The organism is Bradyrhizobium sp. USDA 4516, from assembly GCF_054055915.1.
The window spans coordinates 8,537,947-8,561,568 of record NZ_JBSRXT010000001.1; the positions used below are offsets into that span (position 1 = coordinate 8,537,947).

Consider the following 23,622-nt stretch of genomic DNA (forward strand, 5'->3'; position numbering starts at 1 on the left):
AATCGGCCGGCCGCAACAGGATTTGGGAACCTATTTGGCCGCGGCCCTGCGCCGGGTGAAGGCGGTCACGATGTCCTTCTGCGCGAGCTCGATCGCACGGTTGGCGGTCGTCAGATTCGCGTCGGCGTCCTGCTTCGGAAATTGCAGCGACAGGAAGTCGATCAGCGACACACGGAAGTTCTGCCGCTCCGACGGACAGACATTGGCGATCAGCGAGGTGAACTCCTGGTCGGACATCGCCTTGTTGCTGTCGCGGGGATATTCGCGGGCGAGACAATTCCAGTAGGCGTCGCGGCCGGTGATCGCGAGCTTGTGCGCATCGTCGACCTCATCGGCCATTGCAGCGGAGGATATGGCGGCGGAGGACATGATCAAGAGGGCGGCCGCAACCAGCATGCGCATTGTTGTTCTCCATTTGGCGCATCGTAGCGAAGAGCGACAGCGACGATAAGCGCCGCCGTGCCGATCTGGCAAACTGGCCAATCACGATTATTTTGATTAGTCTTGCTTCCTGTTCCCTCCCTCACGATGAGTGCAGTCGTGGCCAAAGCTCCCACCAAGGCGACCAAGACAGACACCAAGGCAACCAAGACCGACGCAGGCAACATCTATATCGGCATCGGCGGCTGGACCTTCGAGCCGTGGCGCGGGGTGTTCTATCCGGAGAAGCTCGCGCAAGCGAAGGAGCTGTCCTACGCCGCCTCCAAGCTGACCTCGATCGAGATCAACGGCACCTATTACGGCTCGCAGAAGCCGGAGAGCTTTCGCAAATGGGCCAGCGAAGTGCCCGACGGCTTCATCTTCTCGCTGAAGGGACCACGCTTCGCCACCAACCGCCGCGTGCTCGCCGAGGCCGGCGATTCGGTGAAGCGGTTCTATGATTCGGGCGTGCTGGAGCTGAAGGACCGGCTCGGGCCGGTGCTCTGGCAGTTCGCGCCGACCAAGAAGTTCGACGGCGCCGATTTCGGCAAGTTCCTCGAGCTGCTGCCGCGCAAGCTCGATGGCCGCGCGCTGCGCCACGTCGTCGAGGTCCGCCACGACAGTTTTTGCGTGCCCGAATTCGTCGCCCTCATTCGCGAGCACGAGGTACCGGTGGTGTTCGCCGAGCACGGCAAATATCCGGCGATCGCCGACGTCGCGAGCGACTTCGTCTATGCGCGGCTGCAGAAGGGCAATGACGAATTGAAGACCTGCTATCCGCCGAAGCAGCTCGACGCCTGGGCCAAGCGGTTTCAGGACTGGGCCGGCGGCAGCGAGCCCGACGACCTGCCGAAGGTCGAGAAGACCGCGCCCAAGAAGGCGCCGCGCGACGTGTTCGCCTATGTGATCCACGAGGGCAAGGTCCGCGCGCCGGCCGGCGCGATGGAGCTGATCGAACGGGTGAAGTGAGCGAGAACCGATGGCGAAGGCCAGGAAGCTGTTCACCATCGGCTACGAGCAGACGCCGTCGAAGGCGGTGCTCGACGAGCTCGAGCAGGCCGGCGTCAAGCTGCTGGTCGACGTCCGCGCCATCGCCTCCTCGCGCCGGCCCGGCTTCTCCAAGACCCAGCTCGCCGCCGGTCTCGACGAGCGCGGCATCGGCTACGTCCATCTGCGCGGTCTCGGCACCCCGAAAAGCGGACGGGAAGCGGCACGCAGCGGGCAATATGCGCTGCTGCACAAGATCTATTCGGCGCACCTAAAGACGGCGCAGGCCAAGGAAGAGCTCGACGAGCTGTCGGCGCTGGTCAAGCAGTCCGGCCCGGTCTGCATCCTCTGCTACGAGCGCGACCACCAGCACTGCCACCGTCGATGGATCGCCGAGATCATCGAAGAGCGCGACGGCGTCAGGATCGAGAACCTGGCGGCACCGCAGCTCTAGCCTGCCTCGCCCGGCATGTTCAGCGTCCCTTCCATCATCGTCACGCAGCCGCCGCCGACGTGCACCGAAGTGATCGCGCCGCCTTGCTTGCGCACGCGCGTCAGCAACAGGCTCGGCCGGCCCATGTCGACGCCCTGCCCGATCCGCAGCCGCAATTCGCCATCGCGCGCGGGATCAATATCGGCGAGCAGCGCCGCGCAAGCCGCGGTCGCGCTGCCGGTGGCGGGATCCTCGGACAGGCCGCTGGCGCCCGGATGGAACATGCGCGCCTGCAGGTCGAGCGGCTGCTCGCTCGCCGGCACGTCGCGCGTGTAGAAATAGACCACGTCGCGGCCGATCTCGGCCAGCGTCCTGGCGAACGCCGCAGCATCCGGCCGGGCGCGCCTCAGCGCCTCGCGCGAGGCGATCTCGACCACCAGGAACGGCAGCCCGACCGAGACGACCTGCGGCGCGTGCCGATCGGTCTTCACATCAGCCGCCGTCAGCGACAGGCACGCGGCGGCGGCGGCCGCGCTGACCTCATTGGTCCGCTGCAGCGCCTGCGGCGCGGTCAGCTCGGCCCCGACCACATTGCCGCCGTCGGACAGGATCTCGACCGGCACGAGGCCCGCCTTCTCCTCGAACCTCAAGCGCGCCGGCGCCTTCGCAGCCCGGCTTGCCAGCACGAAGGCGGTGCCGACATTGGGATGGCCGGCGAACGGAATTTCCGAGCGCACCGTGAAGATGCGAACCTGGGCGTCGTTGACCTTGTCCTGCGGCGGCAGCACGAAGGTCGTCTCGGAATAGTTGAACTCGGTCGCGATCGCCTGCATCTCTTCGGTCGAGAGCCCTTCGGCGTCGAGCACCACGCCGAGCGGGTTGCCGCCGAAGGCGCGGTCGGTGAAAACGTCGACGGTGATATAGCGCCGCTGCATCCTGCTTGTCCTCGTGCTCCGGTCATTCCGATGACGTCACCGTACCACGGCCCGAGCGATGCCCTTCAGAGCACTCGGTACAATCGCGGGCAAGTCACATGCAGGCAGCTCGCGCGGCTTGAGGAGCCGTGCGTGATTGCCTCGGATCATGTGAGCGTCGCCGCCTACCCCAACTGCCAGACGTGCACCGGGTGCTCGTAGCCCCGCACCGGGATCTCGCCGCGCGACACCGCGTCCTTGCAGTCATCGCCGAGCGCATCACGCACCGCGGAGGAAATCAAAAACTGCGAGCCAAGATCCTTGTTCAGTGCCTCAAGCCGCGCCGCAAAATTCACGGTGTCGCCGATCACGGTGTATTCCTTGCGCCGGGGCGAGCCGATGTTGCCGGCGACGACCTCGCCGATGTGGATGCCGATGCCGATGCGCAGCGGCCAGCTCGTCGCCGCGTTGGTGCGCTCATTCGCCGCGAGCATTTCACGCGCGGCGGCGACCGCCTGATGCGCGGCGTCGCCGGTCTCAAACGGGGCACCGAACAGCGCGAGAAAGCCGTCGCCCAAAAACTTGTTCACGATGCCGCCATGGCGATCGAGGATATCGACCAGCACGGCAAAGGCGCCATCGAGCCTGTCGACCACCTCTTGCGGCGAGCGGGTGCGCGCACCGGCCGTGAAGCTGCGGAAATCCACGAACATCACCGCAACACGGCGGATGTCGCTGCCGGTGCCGGCACCCTCCGTCATCAGACGTTCGACCACCTGCGGCGAGACGTGCTGGCCAAACAGATTGGTGATGCGATCGCGCGCGGTGGCGGCCGCGATGCTGGCCGCGAACTGCCGGCGCAGCTGCATGCCGACCGCGCCGGCCAACATGCCGCAGATCAGGATGATCGAGCTCCGCGCGGCGTGATAGTAGATGCTGGTCTCGGCCGCGCCGCCGCCCGAGGGATGGAAGAACACCGCCATGTAGAACAGCTCGGCCGCCGCGACGAAGCCGGTGAAGGTCGAGAGCCAGAAGTCGAGCCGCAGCGTCGACAGGATGATGAAGACGAAATAGATCAGCGGCGCCACGAAGCCGAGCGCCTCTTGCGGCCCCATGCTGTTCATGTGCAGCGCCAGCACGACGGTCGGCAGCGACGTCTCGACCAGCACGCCGATGTAGCGCCGGACCACCGGCAGGTCGCGCCCCTTGCGCATGTGCCAGCTGATTGCCCCGTGCACCCATAGCTCGAACAGGATCAGCGGAATGGTGACGTAGAAGACGTAGACGGGGCTGAGGTTGCCGTGCCAGACGCGGCTGACCGCGTCGGGCGCAAAGAAATACACCAGCAGACTGATCGCCGCGAGAGCAGCGGCGGTAGCGATCAGCACCTTGATGCGGAGCAGCTCGGTGGTCATCACCTCGCGCATCAGGGCGTGATGGAAATCGGCGGATACGGTTGTGTCTGCCGCTGCGCCGCTTTTGTCCGAAGATTCCGCCATGCCTCCCACCCCGTCATCCCGGGGCGCGAAGCGAACCCGGAATCTCGAGATTCCGGGTTCGATGCTTCGCATCGCCCCGGAATGACGATCATTGATGGCATCCATCATAGCCTCAATCGAGCGTGCGGCGGAAGCGCGTCACCGCGATCGTCATGGCGAACAGCATCAGGGCGACCAATGCGGCGGTGTCGTATTGCAGGTTCTGCATCGCCGCGCCCTTCAGCATGATGGCCCGGACGATGCGCACGAAATGGGTCAGCGGCAGCCCCTCGCCGATATATTGCGCCCAGACCGGCATGCCCGCGAACGGAAACATGAAGCCGGACAGCAGGATGCTCGGCAGGAAGAACATCATCGAGAGCTGCATCGCCTGCAGCTGGTTCTGGACGATGGTCGAGAAGGTGTAGCCGATCGACAGATTGGTGGTGATGAACAGTGTGGTGAGCAGCGCCAGCAGCGTCAGGCTGCCGAGGACCGGCACACCGAACAGCACAATGCCGATGGCGATGATCAGCGTGGCCTGGATGAAGCCGACCAGCACATAGGGGATGATCTTGCCGAACATCACCTCGACCGGTTTGATCGGCATCGACAGCAGGCTCTCCATGGTGCCGCGCTCGATCTCGCGCGTCACCGAGAGCGCGGTGAAGATCAGCATGGTCATGGTCAGGATGGTCCCGACCAGGCCGGGCACGATATTGAGGCGCGAATCCGCCGCCGGGTTGTAGCGGGCGTGGGCGCGGATTTCGAACGGCATGTCCGGGGGATCGCCGACGTGCAGATCATGCGCCAGCGCCGATTGCACCAGCGGCCCGAGTGCGCCGAGCGCCGAGCCCGACGCGACCGGGTCGGTGGCATCGGCGGCGACCAGCAGCGCCGGTCTGTCGCCGCGCCGCACCGCGCGCTCGAAGCCGCGCGGGATTTCGACGCCGAACAGCACCTTGCCGGATTGCAGCAGCTCGTCGAATTCCTCGACGGTGTGGACCTCGCGGACAAAATGGAAATAGGCGGTGTTCTCCATCGCCTTCAGGATCGAACGGCCGAGATCGCTGTCTTCCTGGGTCAGCACCGCGGTCGGCAGATTGCGCGGCGTGGTGTTGATGGCGTAGCCGAACAACGTCAGCTGCATGACCGGCAGCATGATGATCATGGCGAAAGAGACGCGGTCGCGGCGAAGCTGGATGAACTCCTTGACCAGCATCGCGTAGCTGCGCCGCCAGAAGCCGAATGCCGGCTCCCTCGCCTCGCTGTTCTGGATAGTTTCCGTTGCGCTCATCGCAATTATCCCTGGAGATTATCCTTGGAAATTATCCTTGGAGCGCCCCATCAGATCGATGAAGACGTCTTCGAGCGACGGCTCGCTGGCCTGCCAATGCCACTTCGAATTGTCCCGATAGGGCGCGATCGCGGCCTCGAGCGCCGCCTTGTCGCGGCCGGAGACGTGCAGGCTGGTGCCGAACGGCGCCACCATGTCGACGCCGGGCTTGTCCGTGAGCTCGGCCATCAGGCCGTTGAAATCCTCGCCCGTCACCGTCCAGGTCGACAGCGCGGACGCCGCGATCACCTCGTCCACCGTGCCATGGGCCAAGAGATGGCCGTAGGCGATGTAGGCGATCTCGTGACAGCGCTCGGCCTCGTCCATGTAATGGGTCGAGACCAGCACGGTGAGGCCTTCGGCGGCGAGCGCGTGGATCTCGTTCCAGAAATCGCGCCGCGCCTTGGGATCGACGCCGGCGGTCGGCTCGTCGAGCAGCAGCAATTGCGGATTGGGCAGCGTGCAGGCGCCGAGCGCGAGCCGCTGCTTCCAGCCGCCGGAAAGGTTGGCGGCGAGCTGCTCCTCGCGGCCCTTCAGCCCGATCCGCGCGATCATGTCGGCCGCGGCGCCGCGCGCGTCCGGCATGCCGTAGAGCCGCGCCACGAATTCCAGATTCTCGCGCACCGACAGATCCTGGTAGAGGCTGAAGCGCTGCGTCATGTAGCCGACCTTGCGCTTGATCTTGTCGGCATCGCGCCGGATGTCGTAGCCGAGGCAGGTGCCCTCGCCGCTGTCGGGTGTCAGCAGGCCGCACAGGATGCGGATGGTCGTGGTCTTGCCGCTGCCGTTGGGACCGAGGAAGCCGTAGATCGAGCCGCGCTTGACCTGCATCGACAGGTCATGGACGACCTCGCGTCCGCCGAACGACTTGGTCAGGCCCTTCACATCGATGGCGATGGAGGGTGCGTTGGACCGCGCGCTGGTGGGTCCGCCGTTCATCTGCGGTCCGCCACCGGCGTCTTGGGGGTGGTCTTGGGATTGAGATAGATGCTGATCGGCTGGCCGACGCGCAGCACATCGGGCCGGCTCGGCCGTGCCTGGATCAGATAGACCAGCTTGTTGCGCTCATCGAGGCTGTAGATGACGGGTGGCGTGTACTCCGCCGTGGTGGCGATGAAGTAGATCTTCGCGGTGAGGTCGGCGGCGCAATTATCGCAGGTCACCCTCACCTCGTCGCCGAGCGCGAGCTTCGGCAATTCGGTCTCGGGCACGAAGAAGCGCAGCTTCATGTTGCCGGGCGGCATGATCGACAGCACCGGGCGCTGCGCCTGCACCATCTCGCCCTCGCGGAAATAGATCTGCTGGATCGAGCCCGCGATCGGCGCAAAGCCCTTGCGACGGTCGAGCCGGGTCTGCGAGGTGTTGACCCGCGCCTCCGCGACGCGCAGCGCCGAGACCGCGGAATCCAGATTGGCCTGGGTGCCGGCGCCGGTGCCGCGCAGCGAGGCCGCGCGGTCATAGCTCTGCCGCGCATTGGCGAGGGTCGCATTGTTCTGGTTGAGATCGGCGCGCTGCAAATCGTCGTCGACCGAATAGAGCAGATCGCCGGGCTTGACCTCGTCGCCTTCGCGCACATTGAGCTTGATGACGCGGCCGGATTCATCGGGGCTGACGAAGATCATGTCGGCCTCGACCCAGCCCTGGAAGCCGGGATCACGCTTCTCCTGGCAACCGGCCAGCGCCGCCGCCAGCACGACTGCGGTCACGAGCTTCATCATGCGCGAGCCGGTCATGGCTTGCTCCGTTCGCCGAAGATCAGATCGAGATGAACCTTAAACATCGCGAGGGCATCGAGCGGCGCGTGCCGGGCAAACAGGCCCTGCCAGATCACCGCGACGATCGCGGGCGCCACGACGAGTTGCGGAAACTGCGCGAGTTGGCGCTGCCTGATCTCGCCGCGCGTGATCGCAAGCTGGATCAGCGCCTGCATCGCGGCCATCCCCTTCGACACCACCTCGCGGAAATAGAAGTCGGCGATCGTCGGGAAGCGCGGCCCTTCGGAGACGATCAAACGGACGATGTCGCCGCGCCGGGTCGACACGATCTCGCGGATGAAGGTCTCGGCAAACCTCTCCACCGCATCGCGCACCGGGCCGGTGATGGTGGGCGGCGCGGCCATGCGATTGACCAAGGGCACGACTGCGGTGCGGATCAACTCCTCGAACATCGACTCCTTGTCCTTGAAGTACAGATAGAGCGTGCCCTTGGCGACGCCCGCCCGCCTGGCGACATCGTCGAGCCGCGTCGCGGCGAAGCCGCGCGCAATGAACTCGTCCATCGCCGCCTCGACGATCGCAGCGCGCCGCTCCGCCGATTTCTCGGCGCGGTTCGCAGCAGGCTTGGCCTCGGGCAGCTTTGCCGAGGCCACCTTCGGGATCCTCGCCGCGGCAGCCCGGATCGCGGTGGTCCGGCGCTTGGCGGGCCGGGAGCGGGTCGTCTTTTCGATGCGCTTTGTCATGGTCATAATATGACTGACCAGTCAGTCATTGTCAACATGTTCAGAGAAAACGCCTGCCGGCCGGAAGCGTTCCTGTCGGCCTTCCCGGCTCTCAGGGGGCGCATAGGTTCGCGATCTCGCGGTGCAAATGCCCGAATTTGCTGCTTATTTCCGCCCCTCCGGGGAACAGTGGGCGCAGGGAAAGTCGATTGCCGATCGTACCCGCGGGCCCTGTGCAACAAGAAAGGCGCAGGGGTGGCACCACAGGTGTAACCGGAGCAATCCAGCTTTCCCTGCGCGACGCGCTACGGCTCACCTCATGCTCTCCCCGGCGAGATTGGGGGGAATTTGATACAAGCGGTCCGCTGGGGGAACACCAATGAGCGATTGGCTACACAACCTTTCTGTGCCGTGGATGGCCTTCATCGTCTTCGGCTTCACCTTTCTTGTTGCCATTCTCATTTTCGCAGGCGTTGCGATCCTGTCGACCAAGGAGCGCGCAACGTCTTTCAAATCGATCTCTCCCGGCATGTTGCCGGTGCTCGGCATCCTTTTCGGCCTGTTTGTCGCATTCACCGCGGCACAGGTCTGGAGTGACAGCGATCGCGCCACCGCGGCGGTGAGCCGCGAAGCCAGTTCGTTGCGGGCGGTCATCTTGCTCGCCGGCGGCCTGCCGCCGGAGCAGGAGGCGCGCCTGCGCGGCCTCGTTCGCGACTACGTCGAGGAAACGGTCGCCGTGGAATGGCCGATGATGGCGCGCCAGGCTGCATCGCTCAAGGCAGCGCCTCCCGCACTGACCGCGGCGTTGCGCCTTGTCGTATCAACGCCCGCGCAAAACCCGGGCCAGCAGACGACGCAGCACGAGATCATCACCAATCTGAATTCGGCACTCGATGCGCGACGACAACGGATCATCGTCAGTCAGACCGAAGTCGACTCGATCAAATGGTGGTGCCTCTACCTTCAGGCCATCTGCGAGCTATTGGTCATTGCCCTTGTTCACTGCGACAACCGGTTGGGATCCGCCATCGCGATGGGACTGTTCGCGACCGGCGTGGCCACATCGGTTCTGCTGATTGCCGCGCATGATCGACCATTCACCGGCCAGATATCGATCGCGCCGACGCCGTTGCTGCAGATCATGCCGGACAAGGAGGCGAGCCGATAAGCGCCGGACCGCGCACGCGCGCTGTCCGCTAGGTGTGAAACTTCAGCCCATCGAGGATCTTGTCGACCACCTTGCGCTCGGCGCGAATGGCGAGGCCGACCAGGTTGAGCTCGCTGCGCACGACCGCCTTCACCACCTCGCGGTTGGCGGCGTCATGCGTGGTCTTGAACATGTCCTCGGTGTAGAGCGCCGGCTGCACGTTGCGCGCCAGCGCGCGCTCCAGCGCCCGCGACAGCGCAGGCCCGTCGGCGCCGTAGATCAGGATCGGCTGGCCGATCAAAGAGAGATATCTGGTCCCCGAGCCGTCCTCGTAATTCTCGCCGATGCATTCGGGAAAGGAAGCCGCGATGCCGCCGGCAAGAAACGACGCCACGTTGAGCTTCTGCCAGACTTCCAGGTCGGTGCGGATCACGACCGCGATCTTGGTGTCGAACTGCATGGCGATAAATCTATCCGCAGGTTGACGACAAACGCCAGTTCTGACCGCGCATCCCTCATCTGCCCGCCAGGCGCTGACGTTAGTTTCTTGAGCAACCCACGGGCGGACCCTGCCCGCCTGAAGGGCGACGTCGCGGCTGGCGAAGCTGATATCGCTGCGGCGAAGAAGCTCAACCCACACGTCGACCGCTAGCCGTGCGACGTCGCAAAGGCCAGATCCGCGCCGGGACGGAAAGCGATAGTCAGCTCCTGCGCCGCGTAGTAGGCTTCGGGCGTTCGATGACCATCAGCATATTTCAGGGCATTGCATCATGATCAGCAAGGCCGATGTTGTTGTTATCGGTTCGGGCGGATTGGGCGCGGCCACAGCCTATTACCTGAGCAAGCGTGGAGGTCTCAGCGTCGCCCTTGTCGACAAGCATGAGATCGGATCGCAAACTTCCCCCCGCGCTGCAGGCATGGTGAGTTGCGCGCGCAAGAGCGACTTGATGATTGGCCTCATCAAGGACGCATGCCGCAAGATCGAGGCGTTCACGGAAGAAACCGGCCAGCCGCTCGACTGGGTGCATTCGGGCAGCCTCAAGGTTGCGCGCCGGCCGCAGGACGCCGAAGTGATCGAGGACGACTTCGAGCGCGGACGCAGCACCGGCCTCGACGTCGAGCTGATCTCTCCGGAAGAGGCGAGCAGTCTCAATCCGTTCTTGCAGCCGACGGGCGTCGTTGCGGCGATGCGGATCGGCGACGACCGGTATTTCGACCCGGCGCAGGTTGCCGTCGGTTTCGCCACAGCCGCGGCGGCCAACGGTGCAATCTTGCTGCCGAAGACCGACGTGCGCGCCGTCAACATCGTCGGCGGCACCGTGATCGGCCTGACCACCGCGAACGGCGTCATTGAAAGTCCGGTTGTCGTCGATGCGGCCGGCGCGTGGACACGGCAGGTCGCGGAGGCGAGCGGGATCCGCGTGCCGCTGGTGCCGACCCGGCAGCAGTTGATCGTGACCGAGCCTTTGGATGGCGCGCGGGCCGACCTGCCGATGATCCGCATCATGGATGCCGCGGTGTATGCCCGTCCGTGTCAGGGCGGTTTCCTGTGGGGTGTCTACGAGGAAACGCCGCGCTTCTTCGATATGCAGTCGCTTGGGGCCGGCTTCGACGTCAAGGACATGCCGCTCGATATCGGCGTGCTTCATGCAGCCGCCGATGAGGTCAAGGACCAGCTCCCGTTCCTGCAAACCGCCAAGGTGCGGGAGTTTCGCGGCGGCATTCCGACGATGACTGCCGACGGCCATCATATTCTCGGCCCGGCCATCGGCGTGGCCGGCTTCTATTTTGCAAGCGGGTGCAACGTCGCCGGTCTGTCGATCTCGCCGACCGTCGGCGAGGCGCTTGCGGCCTGGATCGTGGACGGCAAGCCGCCCATCGATCTATCGCCGATGTCGGTCATGCGGTTCAAAGACCAATCGTGGTCCGAAGACCAATTGGAGCGCGACGCCGCCTGGCAATACCGACACTTCTATGGCGCCGTCTGAGCGCGGCAGCGCGCTTTGCCCACCAGGCGGATTGCGGCGACTGCCCTACCCCTTGGCGTCGCAGGCCCAGGCGCGGATCACGCATTCCTTGCCGCCATAGTCGTAGCACTTCCTGGTCGCGGCATTGAGCGAGCTCGAGATCTTCGGCGCCAAGGCATAGCCATGGGCGCCGCAGGGATTCTTCATGTCGATCGAGAGCGCGGCGCAGGCCCGCTTCATGGTGACGGTGGTGCAATCGCCCTTGCACTGCTTCAGCGCGGCGGCGCGCGCCGCGCCCTCCGCCGGATAGTCGTAGGCCTGGCCATAGGCCCCGCACTTGCCGACCGCGAACGCGCCGGCCGCGCGCGCCTTGGGCACGAAGGTTTCCACGGAGAAACGCGTGGCGCCGAGCAGCAATGTCAGGACGAGAATCGTCAACGCGCGACGCTGCGCGACGGCGGTCGAAATGATCAAGCGGAAATCCCCCAAAGCCCGGCGCGGACTGTACGCAGGGGTCGTTTCCAGATGGTGAATGACGGGTTGAGAGCGAATTCTATCCACTCGTCGTCCCGGCGAAGGCCGGGACCCATAGCCACCGATGGTGATGATTGCGCGAGGCTCTGGCCGCTATCCCACCAACAACAACGATTGGTGGTAATGGGTCCCGGCCTTCGCCGGGACGACGCGGAGAGTGTTCAGCCCTGTCTTGCGGCTTCCAGCGCCTGCGGGGTGTCGATGTCGAGGAAGGCGCTGTCGCCTTCGACCGGGACCTCGGCGACCACCTCGGCATGCTTGGTGATCAAGTGACGGGCGCCGATGTCGCCGTCGAGCGTCATCAGCTCCTTGAAAAAGCGCCGCGACCACAGCACCGGATTGCCGCGGCGGCCCTCACTGACCGGGACCGCGATCAGATGGCCGCGGTCCGGCGCGAAGGTCTCGATCAGGCGATCGATCAGCTTCGCATCGATCAGCGGCATGTCGCCGAGGCAGACGATCGCGCCGTCGGCGCTGTCGGACACCGCCGCAATGCCCGCCTTCACCGAGCTGGCGAGGCCGCCGGCGAAATCCGCGTTGCGGACGAACTTGACCTTGAGGCCATCGAGCGCCTGCTCGACCAGCTCGGCCTGATGCCCGGTGACGACGATGACCTCGGAGGCCTTCGACGCCAGGGCCTGCTCGGCGACGATGCGCGCGAGCTTCTTGCCGTCGAGCTCGGCGAGCAGCTTGTTCGGGCCGCCCATCCGGGTCGAGCGGCCGGCGGCAAGCACGATCGCGGCGACGTTGCGGTTGCCTTCGGTGTCCGGCACCGTGCGCGGCTGCGGCCGCGTCACGATCTCCATCAACAGGCCGCCGACGCCCATGCCGGTGAGATCCGATCGCGTCACCTTGATGCCGGCGAGCAGCCGCATCAGCACCCAGTCGAAGCCGTTCTCGACCGGCGAGCGCGCGCAGCCTGGCGCGCCCAGGACCGGCACGCCGCCGGCGCTGCCGATCAGCAGCAGATTGCCCGGATCGACCGGCATGCCGAAATGCTCGACCGCGCCGCCGATCTCGGTGATTGCAGCAGGAATGACATCACGACGGTCGGCGATCGCGGACGCGCCGAACACGATGACGAGCTCGGCCCCTAAGCCGAGCAATTCCTTGATCGAGGCGGCGAGCACCGTCTCGTCATGCGGCACGCGGCGCTCGGCGATGATGGTGGCGCCGGCCGGCGCGAGCCGCTCGGCGGTGACGCGCAGCGTCTTGTCGATCACCTTCGGCGCAAGACCCGGCAGCAGCGTCGAGACCACGCCGACCTTCCGGATCACATAGGGCGCGATCCGCAGCGTATCCTTGCCGGCGACCGCGACGGCGGCATCGCGTAAGCGCCCCTCGACGCCGAACGGGATCAGCTTGACGGTCGCGATCATCTCGCCTTCGACCACCGGCTTGAACGCGGCGAGCGTTGCGAAGGTGATGGCCTCGTCGACGTCGTTGATACGGTCGACCGCGGCGCGATCGATCACCAGCACACCGGGACGGGCCGCGAACAGATTGGCGCGGCCGGTGAAGGCGCGCTCGACATTGACGCCGTCGCCGGCCACCGCCTGCGCGATGCTGGCGGCCGCGGCATCCTCGGAGACGTCGCCCTCGTCGAGCCGCACCACGACGATCTCGTCGACGCCGGCCTTGGTCAGCGCCTCGACCTCGGCGGGGCCGATCGTGGTGCCCTTCTTGAGCACCAGCGCGCCCTGGCGGAGGGTATGCACGGTGACGCCGCCAATCGCGTCGGCTGGACTGGCGGGACCGAATTTCATGCCGCTTCTTCTTTTTCTTTGGGGGGCAAGCGCAGCTGCGCGGTGATCTCGGCCATGATCGCGACCGCGATCTCCGACGGCGACACCGCGCCGATATCGAGGCCGATCGGCGCGTGGATGCGCGCGATGTCGCTGTCCCTGGCGCCCTGCGCGCGCAGCCGCTCGGAGCGCTTGGCGTGGGTCTTTCGCGATCCGAGCGCGCCGATATAGAAGCAGTCGCGGTCGAAGGCGTGCAGCAGCGCCGGATCGTCGATCTTCGGATCATGCGTCACCGCGACGAAGGCGGTGTAGTGATCGACGTTGAGCGGCGGCAGTGCGACGTCGGGCCATTCGGCGACCAGCGGCACGTCGGGGAAGCGCTCCGGGCTCGCAAACGCGGTGCGCGGATCGACCACCGTGACGTCATAGTCAAGCGAACGCGCCAGCGGCGCCAGCGCCTGGCTGATATGGACCGCGCCGATGATCACGAGCTTTGCGGTCGGCGCGTAGACGTTGAGGAACAGCTTCTTGGTCCCGACCTCGACATTGCCGCTCTTGCCCATCCGCAGTTGCTTTGAGAGCTCGGCGCGCAGCGGATCGGCGGCGATGTCCGCGGCCTTGACCAGGCGCTGATCGCCATTGGCGGTGTCGGTGACAATGATGACCGGGCGGCGCGCGGCGCGCTCGGCGTTCAGCTCTTTCAGGATCTCGAGTTTCACGGCTAACCAACCTTCTCAACGAAGACGCGGATGGTGCCGCCGCACGACAGGCCGACATTCCAGGCGGTCTCGTCGGCGACGCCGAATTCGAGCATTTTGGGCTGGCCGCTCGCGATCACGTCGAGCGCTTCCGTCACGACCGCGCCCTCGACGCAGCCGCCGGAGACCGAGCCGAGGAAGGTGCCGTCGTCATTGATGACGAGGCTCGAGCCGGCCGGGCGCGGCGCCGAGCCCCAGGTCTCGACCACGGTGGCAAGCGCCACGCCATGGCCCTCTTTCTGCCAGGTCTCGGCGGCCTGCAGGATGTCTTCGTCGCGGTTCAGCATGGCGGCCTCCTGTGAAATCGGATGCTTCTTAGGCTACAGAGCGGATCAGGCTGCGGTGGTGCGCCGGCGGCGGGGATGACAACGCCCCGATCAAGCCCTTGATGGACGTCAAGTTATGCACCGGGCGAAATTCGTCAACGTGGGGCAACATCATTTTGATGCCCTGCGCCTTGGCCTCAAAGCCGGAGTAGCGCAGCAGCGGATTGAGCCAGATCAGGCGGCGGCAGGAACGGTGCAATCGGTCCATCTCGAAGGCCAGTTTGGCATCAGCCTCCCGTTCTAGTCCATCGGATATAAGGAGGACGATGGCGCCCTGCCCGAGCACCCGGCGGGCCCAGAGCTGGTTGAAGCTGTGCAGCGAGGTCGCGATCCGCGTCCCGCCGGCCCAGTCCTCGACCGCGGACGAGCAATTCGCCAGCGCTTCGTCGGGGTCACGCTCCCGCAACGCGCGCGTCACATTGGTCAGGCGGGTACCGAACAGGAACACCGAGACCCGCTTGCGGGCGTCGGTGATGGCGTGCAGGAAGTGCAGGAACAGGCGGGTGTACTCGCTCATCGAGCCGGAGATATCGAGCAACGCCACGATCGGCGCCGGCTTCTCGATCCGGCCGAGCTTTCGGATGTCGATGATCTCGCCGCCGGTGCGCAGCGAGTTGCGCACGGTGCGGCGCATGTCGAGCCGCAGGCCCCGCGCATCCGGCTGGTAGCGGCGGGTCACGAGCTCGGCCTGCGGCAGCCGCATCTTGGCGATCTCGCGCGTCACCTCGGCGATCTCGGCCGCGGTCATCTGCGCAAAATCCTTCTTCTGCAGGATCTCCTTGTCGGAGACCGAGAGCTTGAGCTCCTGCTCCTGGGCCTGCGGGCGCTCTTCGGTCTTCGCCGGCTGCGCCATCGCCTCCTGGACGCGGCGCGAGGCCGGCGGCGGCTTCTTCCTGGCGTGGTCCGGCAGCGGCACCGAATCCAGCATGCTCTTCCACTCCTCGGCGGCGCGGAAGAACAGCATAAAGGCCTGGCGGAAGATCAGCGCGTGCTCGTGGCGCTTGACGAAGATCGCTTCCAGCGTGGCGTAGAAATCGGAGCGATGGCCGACCTCGATCAGCTGCAGCGCGTCGAGCGCATCGATCACCGAGCCCGGCCCGACGGGAAGCCCGGCCGCCCGCAGCGCGCGGGCAAAGCCGATCACGTTGTCGGCCATGTGGCCGGTCGGAGGCGCGAGGTGGTTGATCGCCATCGTGATCCATTTCCCGTCGTTCCGGGGCGCGCGCGAAGCGAGCGAACCCGGAACCTCGAGATTCCGGGTTCGATGCTAACGCATCGCCCCGGAATGACGGACGTTGTTATGACGCGCGACTTACGTCTCGCTCGTCGCTTCCTTCAATGTCTTCTGCAACGCATCGCCCTGCATGCGCGCGATGTCGTCCTGATACTTCAAGAGCGCGCCCAGCGTGTCGCCGACCACCTGCGGGGTCAGAGAGCGGGCGTCGAGCTCGGACAGCGCGGTCGCCCAGTCGATGGTCTCGGCGACGCCCGGCGACTTGTAGAAATCCTGGTTGCGCAGCGCCTGCACGAAGCGGACGACCTGCTGCGACAGCTTGACGGAGATGTTCGGCACCCGCGACTTGACGATCGCAAGCTCGCGCTCGGCTGTGGGATAATCCACCCAGTGATAGAGACAGCGCCGCTTCAGCGCGTCATGAATCTCGCGCGTGCGGTTCGAGGTGATGATCACGATCGGCGGCGCCGGCGCCTTCACGGTGCCGAGCTCGGGGATCGTGACCTGGAAGTCGCTGAGGATTTCCAACAGATACGCCTCGAACGCCTCGTCGGCGCGGTCGAGCTCGTCGATCAGCAGCACCGGAGGACCCGCGACATCGGGCTCGAGCGCCTGCAGCAGCGGCCGCTTGATCAGGAATCGCTCGGCGAAGATGTCGCTGGCGAGCTGGTCGCGATCGGTATCGCCGGAAGCCTCCGCAAGGCGGATCGCGATCATCTGCGCCGCACTGCTCCACTCATAGACCGCGGAGGCGACGTCGAGGCCTTCATAGCATTGCAGGCGGATCAGCTTGCGCCCGAGCGCCGCCGACAGCACCTTTGCGATCTCGGTCTTGCCGACACCGGCTTCGCCTTCGAGGAACAGCGGCCGGCCCATGCGCAGCGCGAGATAGGTCACGGTCGCGAGCGACCGCTCGGCGAGATAGCCGCGCGAGGTCAGGAGATCCTCGAGCGCATCGACGGAAGTGGGTAACGCCGATGCACTCATGGAACAGCCAGTCTTTCGAACAGAGGTCAGCAAAGTCACGCCTTGGTACTTAGTCCTTGGCGTTCGCGGCTTCCACCGCCCGGCGCGTCAAAACGCCGATCAAATGCGCGCGGTATTCTGCACTGCCGTGCAGGTCGCTGTTCAGCCCGTCGGCCGAAACCGCGATGCCGTCGAGCACCTTGTGCGAGAAGCGCTTCTTCAGCGCGTCCTCGAACGCGGTGACGCGGAAGACGCCGTCGGAGCCCGCGCCGGTGACCGCGACGCGCACGTCGGACGGACGCTTGGCCACGAACACCCCGACCAACGCATAACGCGAGGCCTGGTTGCGGAACTTGACGTAGGCCGCCTTCTTCGGCACCGGGAACATCACCTTGGTGATGATCTCGTCGGCCTCCAGCGCGGTCGAGAACAGGCCCTGGAAATACTCCTCGGCCTTGAGGCGGCGCTTGTTGGTGACGATGGTCGCGCCCAGCGCCAGTACCGCGGCCGGATAGTCGGCGGTCGGGTCGTTGTTGGCGAGCGAGCCGCCGATGGTGCCGCGGTGGCGCACGGCGGGATCGCCGATCAGGCCGGCAAGCTCGGCCAGCGCCGGGATCGCCTCGCCCACGACCGCGGAGTTCGCGACTTCGGCGTGCTTGGCGGTGGCACCGATGACCAGCGAGCGGCCCTTCATCTCGATCGTGTCGAGACCTTCGATGTGGGAGAGATCGACCAGATGCGGCGGGCTGGCGAGCCGCTGCTTCATGACCGGCACCAGCGTGTGGCCGCCGGCGATCAGCTTGGCGTCCTCGTTCTTCACCAGCAGGTTGGCGGCCTGCCGCACGGTGCCGGGACGGTGATATTTGAATTCGTACATTGGAATGTCCTGATCGCGCTCGCGATGAATTGCTGACTAGGCGAGGTCCGACTTCGCCATCGCCTTGGCGCCGGCGGCGATCGAAGCAACGATGTTCTGGTAGCCGGTGCAGCGGCACAGATTGCCTTCCAGCTCCTCGCGGATCACCTCGTCGGAGAGCTCGTGGCCCTTGCGATGGACCAGGTCGACCGCGGTCATGATCATGCCCGGCGTGCAGAAGCCGCACTGCAGGCCGTGATGCTCGCGGAAGGCCTCCTGCATTGGATGCAGCGGCGCACCGTCGGCTGCAAGCCCCTCGATGGTCTTGACCTCGTGACCGTCGGCCATCACCGCAAGCGTCGTGCAGGACTTCACCGCCCTGCCGTCCAGATGCACGACGCAGGCGCCGCACTGCGAGGTGTCGCAGCCGACATGGGTGCCTGTCAGCCGCAGGTTTTCGCGCAGAAACTGGACCAGAAGGGTACGGGGGTCGACATTCGCGTTCACGGGGTTGCCGTTCACGATCATTGAAATCTTGGCCATCAGCACTCTCTTATCTGCGCCACCGCATATCGGCGAAGCAGGCGGTTTTAAATCATTCCAGACGGCATAATATGGGCGCGCCCCGCGATGGGCAACCTTTCGAGCCCCCCCTCCAGGACATGGCCGGACCTGAATAATCCAGCCGAAAGGCGGGGCTAACCCTGCACCGCCTTGGCGAAATTTGCAAAGAATTCATCGGCCAGCTTCTTGGCGGCGCCGTTGATCAGGCGCTGGCCGAGCTGGGCGAGCTTGCCGCCGATCTGCGCCTCCACATTGTAGCTCAGAAGCGTACCGCCATCCTTGTCTGCAAGGCCCACGGTGGCGCCGCCCTTGGCAAAGCCGGCAACCCCGCCCTCACCTTCGCCTGAGATCTTGTAGCCGTTCGGCGGGTCGAGATCGCTCAAGGTGACCTTGCCCTTGAAGCGGGCGGAGACCGGGCCGACCTTCATCTTGGCGGTGGCGCGGAAGCCGCCCTCGTCGGTCTTCTCCAGCTCTTCGCAGCCGGGAATGCAGGCCTTCAACACTTCGGGATCGTTGAGCTTGTCCCACACAGCCTGGCGCGGCGCTGCAAGCTGGACTTCGCCGGTCATTGTCATGGCCATGGGGGATCTCCTCGATCGCTAGAACCTTTTCCCCCAAGTAAAGCAGCCGGGGCGCAAAGGAAAGGGCACCTTCGGAGGATGAGCGATGCATATTCGCAACCGCAGCAAGCCAAGCCGATCGTTCACGAAATCGCGCAATCCCCGGTGTTGAAAATGCAGGCAGCCCCGGGGCATTGGCATCGACGCGCGACAGTGGTTAGGTCGCCGGCCATGAGCACAGCCCTTTCTCCCCTGCTTGCGCCGATGCTGTCGAGCGCCGCGATGCGCGCGGTGTGCGACGACGCCGCCACGCTGCAGAACATGCTGGATTTCGAGGCCGCGCTGGCCCGCGCCGAGGTGGCCTGCGGGGTGATTCCCGCAGCTGGCGCGGGACCGATCGGCGCCGCCTGCAAGGCCGAATCATTCGACCTGGCCGCGCTGGCCGACGCCGCGACGCGGTCCGGCAATCTGGCGATTCCGCTGGTGAAGGCCCTGACCGCCAATGTCGCCAGGGCGGACGCCGAGGCGGCGCGCTACGTGCATTGGGGCGCGACCAGCCAGGACGTCATCGACACCGCGACCATGCTGTCGTTGCGTGCGGGGATCGACGCGCTGCTGGCCGACCTCGACCGCGCCGTCGCCGGCTTCGCCGGGCTTGCGCGCGCCCATCGCAACACCGCCGTGGTGGCGCGGACCTGGCTGCAGCATGCGCTGCCGATGCCGTTCGCCCTCAAACTCGCCGAATATGCCGCGGCGCTGCATCGCTCCCGCAAGCGCTTGCTGCGCCTGCGCCGCGAGACGCTGGCGCTGCAATTCGGCGGCGCCGCCGGGACGCTCGCCGCGCTCGGCGATAAGGGGCTGGCGGTCGCCGCCGACCTTGCGCGAGAGCTCGATCTGCCGCTGCCGGATGCTCCCTGGCATACCCATCGCGACCGCATCGCCGAGGCCGCGTCGGTGTTCGCCATCCTCGCCGGCAGCTGCGGCAAGATCGCGCGCGACGTTTCGCTGATGATGCAGACCGATGTCGGCGAGGCCTTCGAGCCGGCGGGCGCCGGTCGCGGCGGCTCCTCCACCATGCCGCACAAGCGCAATCCGGTCGCTGCCGCGAGCGCGCTGGGGGCTGCGACCATGGCGCCGAATCTTGCCGCCACGATCTTCGCCGCGCAGGTGCAGGACCATGAGCGCAGCGCCGGTCCATGGCATGCGGAATGGCCGACCTTGCCCGGCCTGATGCTGGTGACCTCGGGCGCGCTCGCCGCCATCGTCGATCTCGCCGAGGGGCTCGAGGTCGATGCGGCGCGGATGCGCGTCAATCTCGATGCGACTCAGGGATTGATCATGGCGGAAGCCATCGCCTTTGCGCTCGCCGACAAGATCGGCAAGAGCGACGCCCATCATCTGATCGAGGCCGCCAGCAAGCGCGCGGTCGCGGAGAAGAAGCATCTGCGCGAGGTGCTGTCGGCGGACGCCAAGGTCACCGCGCATCTCGACGCGAAACGAATCGCGGAGCTGTTCGAGCCGATGGCCTATCAGGGTGCCTCGCAAGCACTGATCGACCGCCTGCTGGCTTCACTGGATGACAAATAGCGACGATGTCATTGCCGGACAAAAGCGCGAAGCGCGTCTTCGCGCAGATGACCCGGCAAGCGCATGACGAGAGGGACAAGACGATGCCGATGATCAACGCCGACGGGTGCCTGCTCAACGTCCAGGTGGACGGCCGCGACGGCGGACCGACCTTGATGCTGTCGAACTCGCTCGGCTGCACCTTGCAGATGTGGGAGCCGCAGATGCGGGCGCTGACGCAGCTGTTCCGCGTCATCCGCTACGACCGCCGCGGTCACGGCAAATCCGGCGTGCCGGCGGGCCCCTACTCCATGGAGCGCTTCGGCCGCGACGTGCTGGCGATCCTCGACGATCTCAACATCGAGAAGGTGCACTGGTGCGGCCTGTCGATGGGCGGCATGGTCGGACAGTGGCTGGGAGCGAATGCCCCGGAAAGATTCGGCAAGATCATCCTCGCCAACACCGCCTGCTACTATCCCGATCCGACCAACTGGCTGAACCGCATCAAGGCGGTGAAGGAAGGCGGCATCGCCGCCGTCGCCGACGCCGTGATCGCCGGCTGGCTGACCGCCGATTTCCGCGAGCGCGAGCCGGAAACCGCGGCGCGCATGAAGGCGATGCTGATTGCCTCGCCGGTCGAAGGCTATCTCGCCTGCTGCGAGGCGCTATCGACACTCGACCAACGCGCCCTGCTGCCGAAGATCAAGAGCCCGACCCTGGTGATCGCGGGAAAGCAGGACATGGCAACGCCGGTGTCGGCAGGCGAAATGATCCGCAGCGGCATTCCCGGCGCCAGCATGACGCTGCTCGATGCCGCGCACATTTCCAACGTCGAGCAGTCGCACGCCTTCACCGAGGCCGTGGTCGGCTTCCTGACGCAACGGTAACGGTCATCGTCATTCCGGGGCGATGCGAAGCATCGAACCCGGAATCTCGATCCGCATCCATAACTTCGAGATTCCGGGTTCGGTCCTGCGGACCGCCCCGGAATGACGTAACCGGGAAAGATGCTCTATGGGCGACAATCAGCACGTAGCCCGGATGCAGCGAAGCGAAATCCGGGACAAGTCCTTCGGCCAACGCTGAAGCCCCGGATTGCGCTGCGCTCCATCCGGGCTACGATTTCATGAGGAGACATCCATGGACGACAATCAGCGCCGCGACGACGGCATGACGCAGCGCCGCAAGGTGCTCGGCAATGAATGGGTCGACAAGTCGATCAAGAACCGCAACGCGTTCAACACCGACTTCCAGGACCTGATCACGCGCTATGCGTGGGGCGACATCTGGACCCGGCCGCATTTCGATCACCGCACCCGGCGCGTGCTTGTGATCGGCACCATGGTCGCGCTCGGCCAGTGGGACGAATTCCGCCTGCATGTGCGCGCCGCGCTCGCCGAGGGCGGCTTCACGCCCGAGGACATCAAGGAGATCCTGCTGCAGCAGGCGATCTATTGCGGCGTGCCCGCGGCCAATCACGCCGTCAAGGAAGCCGGCGCGATCATTGCCGAGCTAGGAGCATGATCCGGAAAAGTGCGAAGCGGTTTTCTGAAAAGATCATGCAAAAAAACGACTAAAGCGCGAAGACTATCGCGCTTTAGGGCTGCTGAAGGGATAGCTGGCCTGCGGGCGTTTCGGTGGTCGTTGCTGCATTGGCCGACGCTTGAGCTCGCTTCGGCGAGGTCTCGAACAGCATCACGATCGCGGTCCCGAGCAGCATCAGAAGCTCGGACGCGTGCATGCGCATCGCTTCGACCTCGCCGACCTTGGAAGCCATCATCATGCTGGCGAAGCTCAGCACGCTGCCGAGGCAGAGCGCCACCGCCAGCGCCTCGTCGGCGCCGCTGCTGCTCTTGCGCAGCGGTGAGAAGGCGGCCATCGCGAGGAAGACTGCGAAGAACGCCACCACGGTGATCCGCGCCAGCGCGAGCAGCCATGCGAGGCGCACCGTCGCCATCTTGCCGAGGTGCAGATAGTCGCTGGCATAGAACGCGATCGACACGCTCGGCCGCTCATAGAGGCCGTGGATCGGCGACACCATGATGCTGAAGGCGATGATGGTCCAGACCGGAATGAAATAGGCCGCAAGCAGCGCGCCGTTGAAGGAGCTGATCCGCCAGTTGTTCGACATTGCCGCTTCCCGTGCATCCCGCGCCTTTCAGACCGGCGACGGTTCAGGGCGCGAGCTAACGCCGATCAATTGCCGGCAGCAATTTAAACCCTTTGTTAAGGTTAAGCGCGATGCGATGGTTCCGGATCGATGCGATCGGGCCCGGCCGGGATCTGCGCAAGATCGGCGCCGGCCGGGGATAAAGGGGGTAAAATGACCGAAAGAACGCGCGTTTTCGTCGCAACGCCCTGCTTCGGCGGCGATCTGAAGATGGCCTATGTGTTGTCCGCCTTGAAGCTTCAGGCTGCGGCCACCGCCCGGGGCATCGACATCCAGTTCCATCTGATCGGAAACGAATCGCTGATCGTGCGCGCCCGGAATGAACTGGCCCACCAATTCCTTGCATCCGGCGCCAGCCATCTCCTGTTCATCGATGCCGATATCGGGTTCGAACCCGAGTCCGTCTTCCGGCTGCTGGATTGCGGTGCCGACGTTTCCGCCGCGGCCTATCCGCTCAAGCACATCGATTGGGCAAAGGTGCAGCGGGCTGCGGACGCCAAGCGCAAGAACCTCGCGTCATCCTCGCTGGACTATGTCGTCACACGGGAGGGCGACCAGATCACATCTCGCGGCGACGGCTTCGCCAAGGTCCGATATGCCGGAACCGGCTTTCTCATGATGAAGCGATCCGCCCTCGTCAGGCTGTGCGACGCCCATCCCGAACTCAAATATCGGGCGAACCACAAGAGCAACGACTTGAACACCGGCGACCTGGTTCGCGCCGACCTCGACCGCGTCTCGCTGTTCGAATGCATGATCGACAAGACAACCGGCGAGTATCTGTCCGAAGATTACGCGTTCTGCCGGCGCTGGATCGATCTCGGCGGCGAAATCTGGCTCGACCTTCGAAGCGAGCTCACGCATTTCGGTTCGTACGCCTTCCGCGGCCGCTTCGCCGACCAGTTGGCCTGAACAAGACAGCCCAAGCGAAAAGGGTCCAGCCTGAACAAGGAAGGCCTCGCCTTTCGGCGAGGCCTCCCTGCTAGTTCGGCTCAATTGTCCGAATTAGCGCTCCGGATTGGGCTTCTGGCCCTGCCGGCCCTGATCCTGCTGTTGCTGGCCGGGCTTCTGGCCGCCGCCCTGCTGCTGCTGGCCGGGCTTCTGATTGGGGTTCTGGTTCGGCTGTCCCGGATTCTGATTTGGGTTGCTCATTCAGCTACTCCCTTTGCTTTCATCAAGCTGGGGACAACGCGCGCGTCGGAAGCGCGGTTGCTCGGGGAACAC

Annotated in this window: 27 protein-coding genes; 8 read left to right on the forward strand and 19 right to left on the reverse strand. The window is 65.4% G+C overall.

Features of this window, described 5'->3' with window-relative positions:
* Positions 1-30: 30 nt before the first annotated feature.
* Positions 31-402 (reverse strand): hypothetical protein, encoded by a 372-nt coding sequence (locus tag ACVI1L_RS39645; protein WP_028339943.1) that lies wholly within the window; start codon positions 400-402, stop codon positions 31-33.
* Between the two features lie 138 nt (positions 403-540).
* On the opposite strand from ACVI1L_RS39645, the gene ACVI1L_RS39650 reads away from it, so the two are divergent.
* Positions 541-1,389: a DUF72 domain-containing protein gene (locus tag ACVI1L_RS39650; RefSeq protein WP_456785297.1), complete on the forward strand. Its 849-nt coding sequence runs from the start codon at positions 541-543 to the stop codon at positions 1,387-1,389.
* Between the two features lie 10 nt (positions 1,390-1,399).
* Complete coding sequence (locus ACVI1L_RS39655; protein WP_057018441.1) at positions 1,400-1,861, forward strand: DUF488 domain-containing protein; 462 nt, start codon at positions 1,400-1,402, stop codon at positions 1,859-1,861.
* Here ACVI1L_RS39655 and ACVI1L_RS39660 read toward each other — a convergent pair.
* The 6 genes from ACVI1L_RS39660 to ACVI1L_RS39685 all read right to left on the reverse strand — a co-directional run bounded on the left by ACVI1L_RS39660 (position 1,858) and on the right by ACVI1L_RS39685 (position 8,032).
* Positions 1,858-2,775, reverse strand: a complete 918-nt coding sequence (locus tag ACVI1L_RS39660) for a PhzF family phenazine biosynthesis protein (RefSeq protein WP_456785298.1) — start codon at positions 2,773-2,775, stop codon at positions 1,858-1,860. The genes ACVI1L_RS39655 and ACVI1L_RS39660 overlap by 4 nt on opposite strands.
* A gap of 164 nt (positions 2,776-2,939) precedes the next feature.
* Positions 2,940-4,253, reverse strand: coding sequence for an adenylate/guanylate cyclase domain-containing protein (locus tag ACVI1L_RS39665; protein WP_456785299.1), 1,314 nt, complete (start codon positions 4,251-4,253; stop codon positions 2,940-2,942).
* Between the two features lie 112 nt (positions 4,254-4,365).
* The gene (locus ACVI1L_RS39670) at positions 4,366-5,529 is read right to left on the reverse strand and encodes an ABC transporter permease (RefSeq protein WP_229190555.1); all 1,164 of its coding nucleotides are present in this window, start codon (positions 5,527-5,529) and stop codon (positions 4,366-4,368) included.
* Positions 5,530-5,547: 18 nt separating this feature from the next.
* Positions 5,548-6,507 carry an ABC transporter ATP-binding protein gene (locus tag ACVI1L_RS39675; RefSeq protein ID WP_456785300.1) on the reverse strand — a complete coding sequence of 320 codons (960 nt, stop codon included), beginning with the start codon at positions 6,505-6,507 and terminating at the stop codon, positions 5,548-5,550.
* Positions 6,504-7,301, reverse strand: a complete 798-nt coding sequence (locus tag ACVI1L_RS39680) for an HlyD family secretion protein (protein ID WP_456785301.1) — start codon at positions 7,299-7,301, stop codon at positions 6,504-6,506. The genes ACVI1L_RS39675 and ACVI1L_RS39680 overlap by 4 nt, the downstream gene beginning before the upstream one ends.
* Positions 7,298-8,032: a TetR/AcrR family transcriptional regulator gene (locus tag ACVI1L_RS39685; protein WP_456785302.1), complete on the reverse strand. Its 735-nt coding sequence runs from the start codon at positions 8,030-8,032 to the stop codon at positions 7,298-7,300. The genes ACVI1L_RS39680 and ACVI1L_RS39685 overlap by 4 nt, the downstream gene beginning before the upstream one ends.
* A 388-nt stretch (positions 8,033-8,420) precedes the next feature.
* On the opposite strand from ACVI1L_RS39685, the gene ACVI1L_RS39690 reads away from it, so the two are divergent.
* The gene (locus tag ACVI1L_RS39690) at positions 8,421-9,173 is read left to right on the forward strand and encodes a bestrophin-like domain (protein WP_456785663.1); all 753 of its coding nucleotides are present in this window, start codon (positions 8,421-8,423) and stop codon (positions 9,171-9,173) included.
* 28 nt (positions 9,174-9,201) lie between these two features.
* On the opposite strand, the gene ACVI1L_RS39695 is transcribed toward ACVI1L_RS39690, so the two are convergent.
* Positions 9,202-9,612: a DUF2000 family protein gene (locus tag ACVI1L_RS39695; RefSeq protein ID WP_057018434.1), complete on the reverse strand. Its 411-nt coding sequence runs from the start codon at positions 9,610-9,612 to the stop codon at positions 9,202-9,204.
* 310 nt (positions 9,613-9,922) lie between these two features.
* Here ACVI1L_RS39695 and ACVI1L_RS39700 point away from each other — a divergent pair, with 310 nt between their 5' ends.
* On the forward strand, positions 9,923-11,140 hold the full coding sequence (locus ACVI1L_RS39700; protein ID WP_456785303.1) for an NAD(P)/FAD-dependent oxidoreductase: 1,218 nt from the start codon (positions 9,923-9,925) through the stop codon (positions 11,138-11,140).
* 45 nt (positions 11,141-11,185) lie between these two features.
* Here ACVI1L_RS39700 and ACVI1L_RS39705 read toward each other — a convergent pair whose 3' ends face one another.
* The 9 genes from ACVI1L_RS39705 to ACVI1L_RS39745 form a co-directional block, all read right to left on the reverse strand.
* The gene (locus ACVI1L_RS39705; protein WP_456785664.1) at positions 11,186-11,536 is read right to left on the reverse strand and encodes a DUF4189 domain-containing protein; all 351 of its coding nucleotides are present in this window, start codon (positions 11,534-11,536) and stop codon (positions 11,186-11,188) included.
* A 278-nt stretch (positions 11,537-11,814) separates the two neighbouring features.
* Entirely contained in the window at positions 11,815-13,419 is a 1,605-nt protein-coding gene (locus ACVI1L_RS39710; protein WP_456785304.1) for an NTP transferase domain-containing protein, read from the reverse strand.
* Positions 13,416-14,117: an XdhC family protein gene (locus tag ACVI1L_RS39715; RefSeq protein ID WP_456785305.1), complete on the reverse strand. Its 702-nt coding sequence runs from the start codon at positions 14,115-14,117 to the stop codon at positions 13,416-13,418. The genes ACVI1L_RS39710 and ACVI1L_RS39715 overlap by 4 nt, the downstream gene beginning before the upstream one ends.
* Positions 14,118-14,119: 2 nt before the next feature.
* Positions 14,120-14,443 carry an XdhC family protein gene (locus tag ACVI1L_RS39720; protein ID WP_018272401.1) on the reverse strand — a complete coding sequence of 108 codons (324 nt, stop codon included), beginning with the start codon at positions 14,441-14,443 and terminating at the stop codon, positions 14,120-14,122.
* 28 nt (positions 14,444-14,471) lie between these two features.
* Positions 14,472-15,674, reverse strand: coding sequence for a vWA domain-containing protein (locus tag ACVI1L_RS39725; RefSeq protein ID WP_456785306.1), 1,203 nt, complete (start codon positions 15,672-15,674; stop codon positions 14,472-14,474).
* 120 nt (positions 15,675-15,794) lie between these two features.
* Entirely contained in the window at positions 15,795-16,703 is a 909-nt protein-coding gene (locus ACVI1L_RS39730) for an AAA family ATPase (protein ID WP_168858028.1), read from the reverse strand.
* 49 nt (positions 16,704-16,752) lie between these two features.
* On the reverse strand, positions 16,753-17,559 hold the full coding sequence (locus ACVI1L_RS39735; RefSeq protein WP_050383296.1) for an FAD binding domain-containing protein: 807 nt from the start codon (positions 17,557-17,559) through the stop codon (positions 16,753-16,755).
* Between the two features lie 36 nt (positions 17,560-17,595).
* Complete coding sequence (locus tag ACVI1L_RS39740) at positions 17,596-18,081, reverse strand: (2Fe-2S)-binding protein (RefSeq protein ID WP_028336799.1); 486 nt, start codon at positions 18,079-18,081, stop codon at positions 17,596-17,598.
* A 155-nt stretch (positions 18,082-18,236) separates the two neighbouring features.
* The gene (locus tag ACVI1L_RS39745; protein WP_016840413.1) at positions 18,237-18,683 is read right to left on the reverse strand and encodes an SRPBCC family protein; all 447 of its coding nucleotides are present in this window, start codon (positions 18,681-18,683) and stop codon (positions 18,237-18,239) included.
* Positions 18,684-18,893: 210 nt separating this feature from the next.
* Between ACVI1L_RS39745 and ACVI1L_RS39750 the strand changes: the two genes are divergently transcribed.
* The 3 genes from ACVI1L_RS39750 to ACVI1L_RS39760 all read left to right on the forward strand — a co-directional run bounded on the left by ACVI1L_RS39750 (position 18,894) and on the right by ACVI1L_RS39760 (position 21,752).
* Complete coding sequence (locus ACVI1L_RS39750; protein ID WP_456785307.1) at positions 18,894-20,249, forward strand: 3-carboxy-cis,cis-muconate cycloisomerase; 1,356 nt, start codon at positions 18,894-18,896, stop codon at positions 20,247-20,249.
* A gap of 83 nt (positions 20,250-20,332) precedes the next feature.
* The gene (pcaD, locus tag ACVI1L_RS39755) at positions 20,333-21,115 is read left to right on the forward strand and encodes a 3-oxoadipate enol-lactonase (protein ID WP_092090128.1); all 783 of its coding nucleotides are present in this window, start codon (positions 20,333-20,335) and stop codon (positions 21,113-21,115) included.
* A 253-nt stretch (positions 21,116-21,368) separates the two neighbouring features.
* Complete coding sequence (locus ACVI1L_RS39760; RefSeq protein WP_028336796.1) at positions 21,369-21,752, forward strand: carboxymuconolactone decarboxylase family protein; 384 nt, start codon at positions 21,369-21,371, stop codon at positions 21,750-21,752.
* Positions 21,753-21,825: 73 nt separating this feature from the next.
* Here the strand turns inward: ACVI1L_RS39760 and ACVI1L_RS39765 are convergent, their stop codons facing one another.
* On the reverse strand, positions 21,826-22,359 hold the full coding sequence (locus ACVI1L_RS39765) for a hypothetical protein (protein WP_456785308.1): 534 nt from the start codon (positions 22,357-22,359) through the stop codon (positions 21,826-21,828).
* Positions 22,360-22,551: 192 nt separating this feature from the next.
* On the opposite strand from ACVI1L_RS39765, the gene ACVI1L_RS39770 reads away from it, so the two are divergent.
* Complete coding sequence (locus tag ACVI1L_RS39770) at positions 22,552-23,310, forward strand: hypothetical protein (RefSeq protein WP_456785309.1); 759 nt, start codon at positions 22,552-22,554, stop codon at positions 23,308-23,310.
* Positions 23,311-23,403: 93 nt separating this feature from the next.
* On the opposite strand, the gene ACVI1L_RS39775 is transcribed toward ACVI1L_RS39770, so the two are convergent.
* On the reverse strand, positions 23,404-23,550 hold the full coding sequence (locus ACVI1L_RS39775) for a hypothetical protein (protein ID WP_168858023.1): 147 nt from the start codon (positions 23,548-23,550) through the stop codon (positions 23,404-23,406).
* Positions 23,551-23,622 lie beyond the last annotated feature (72 nt).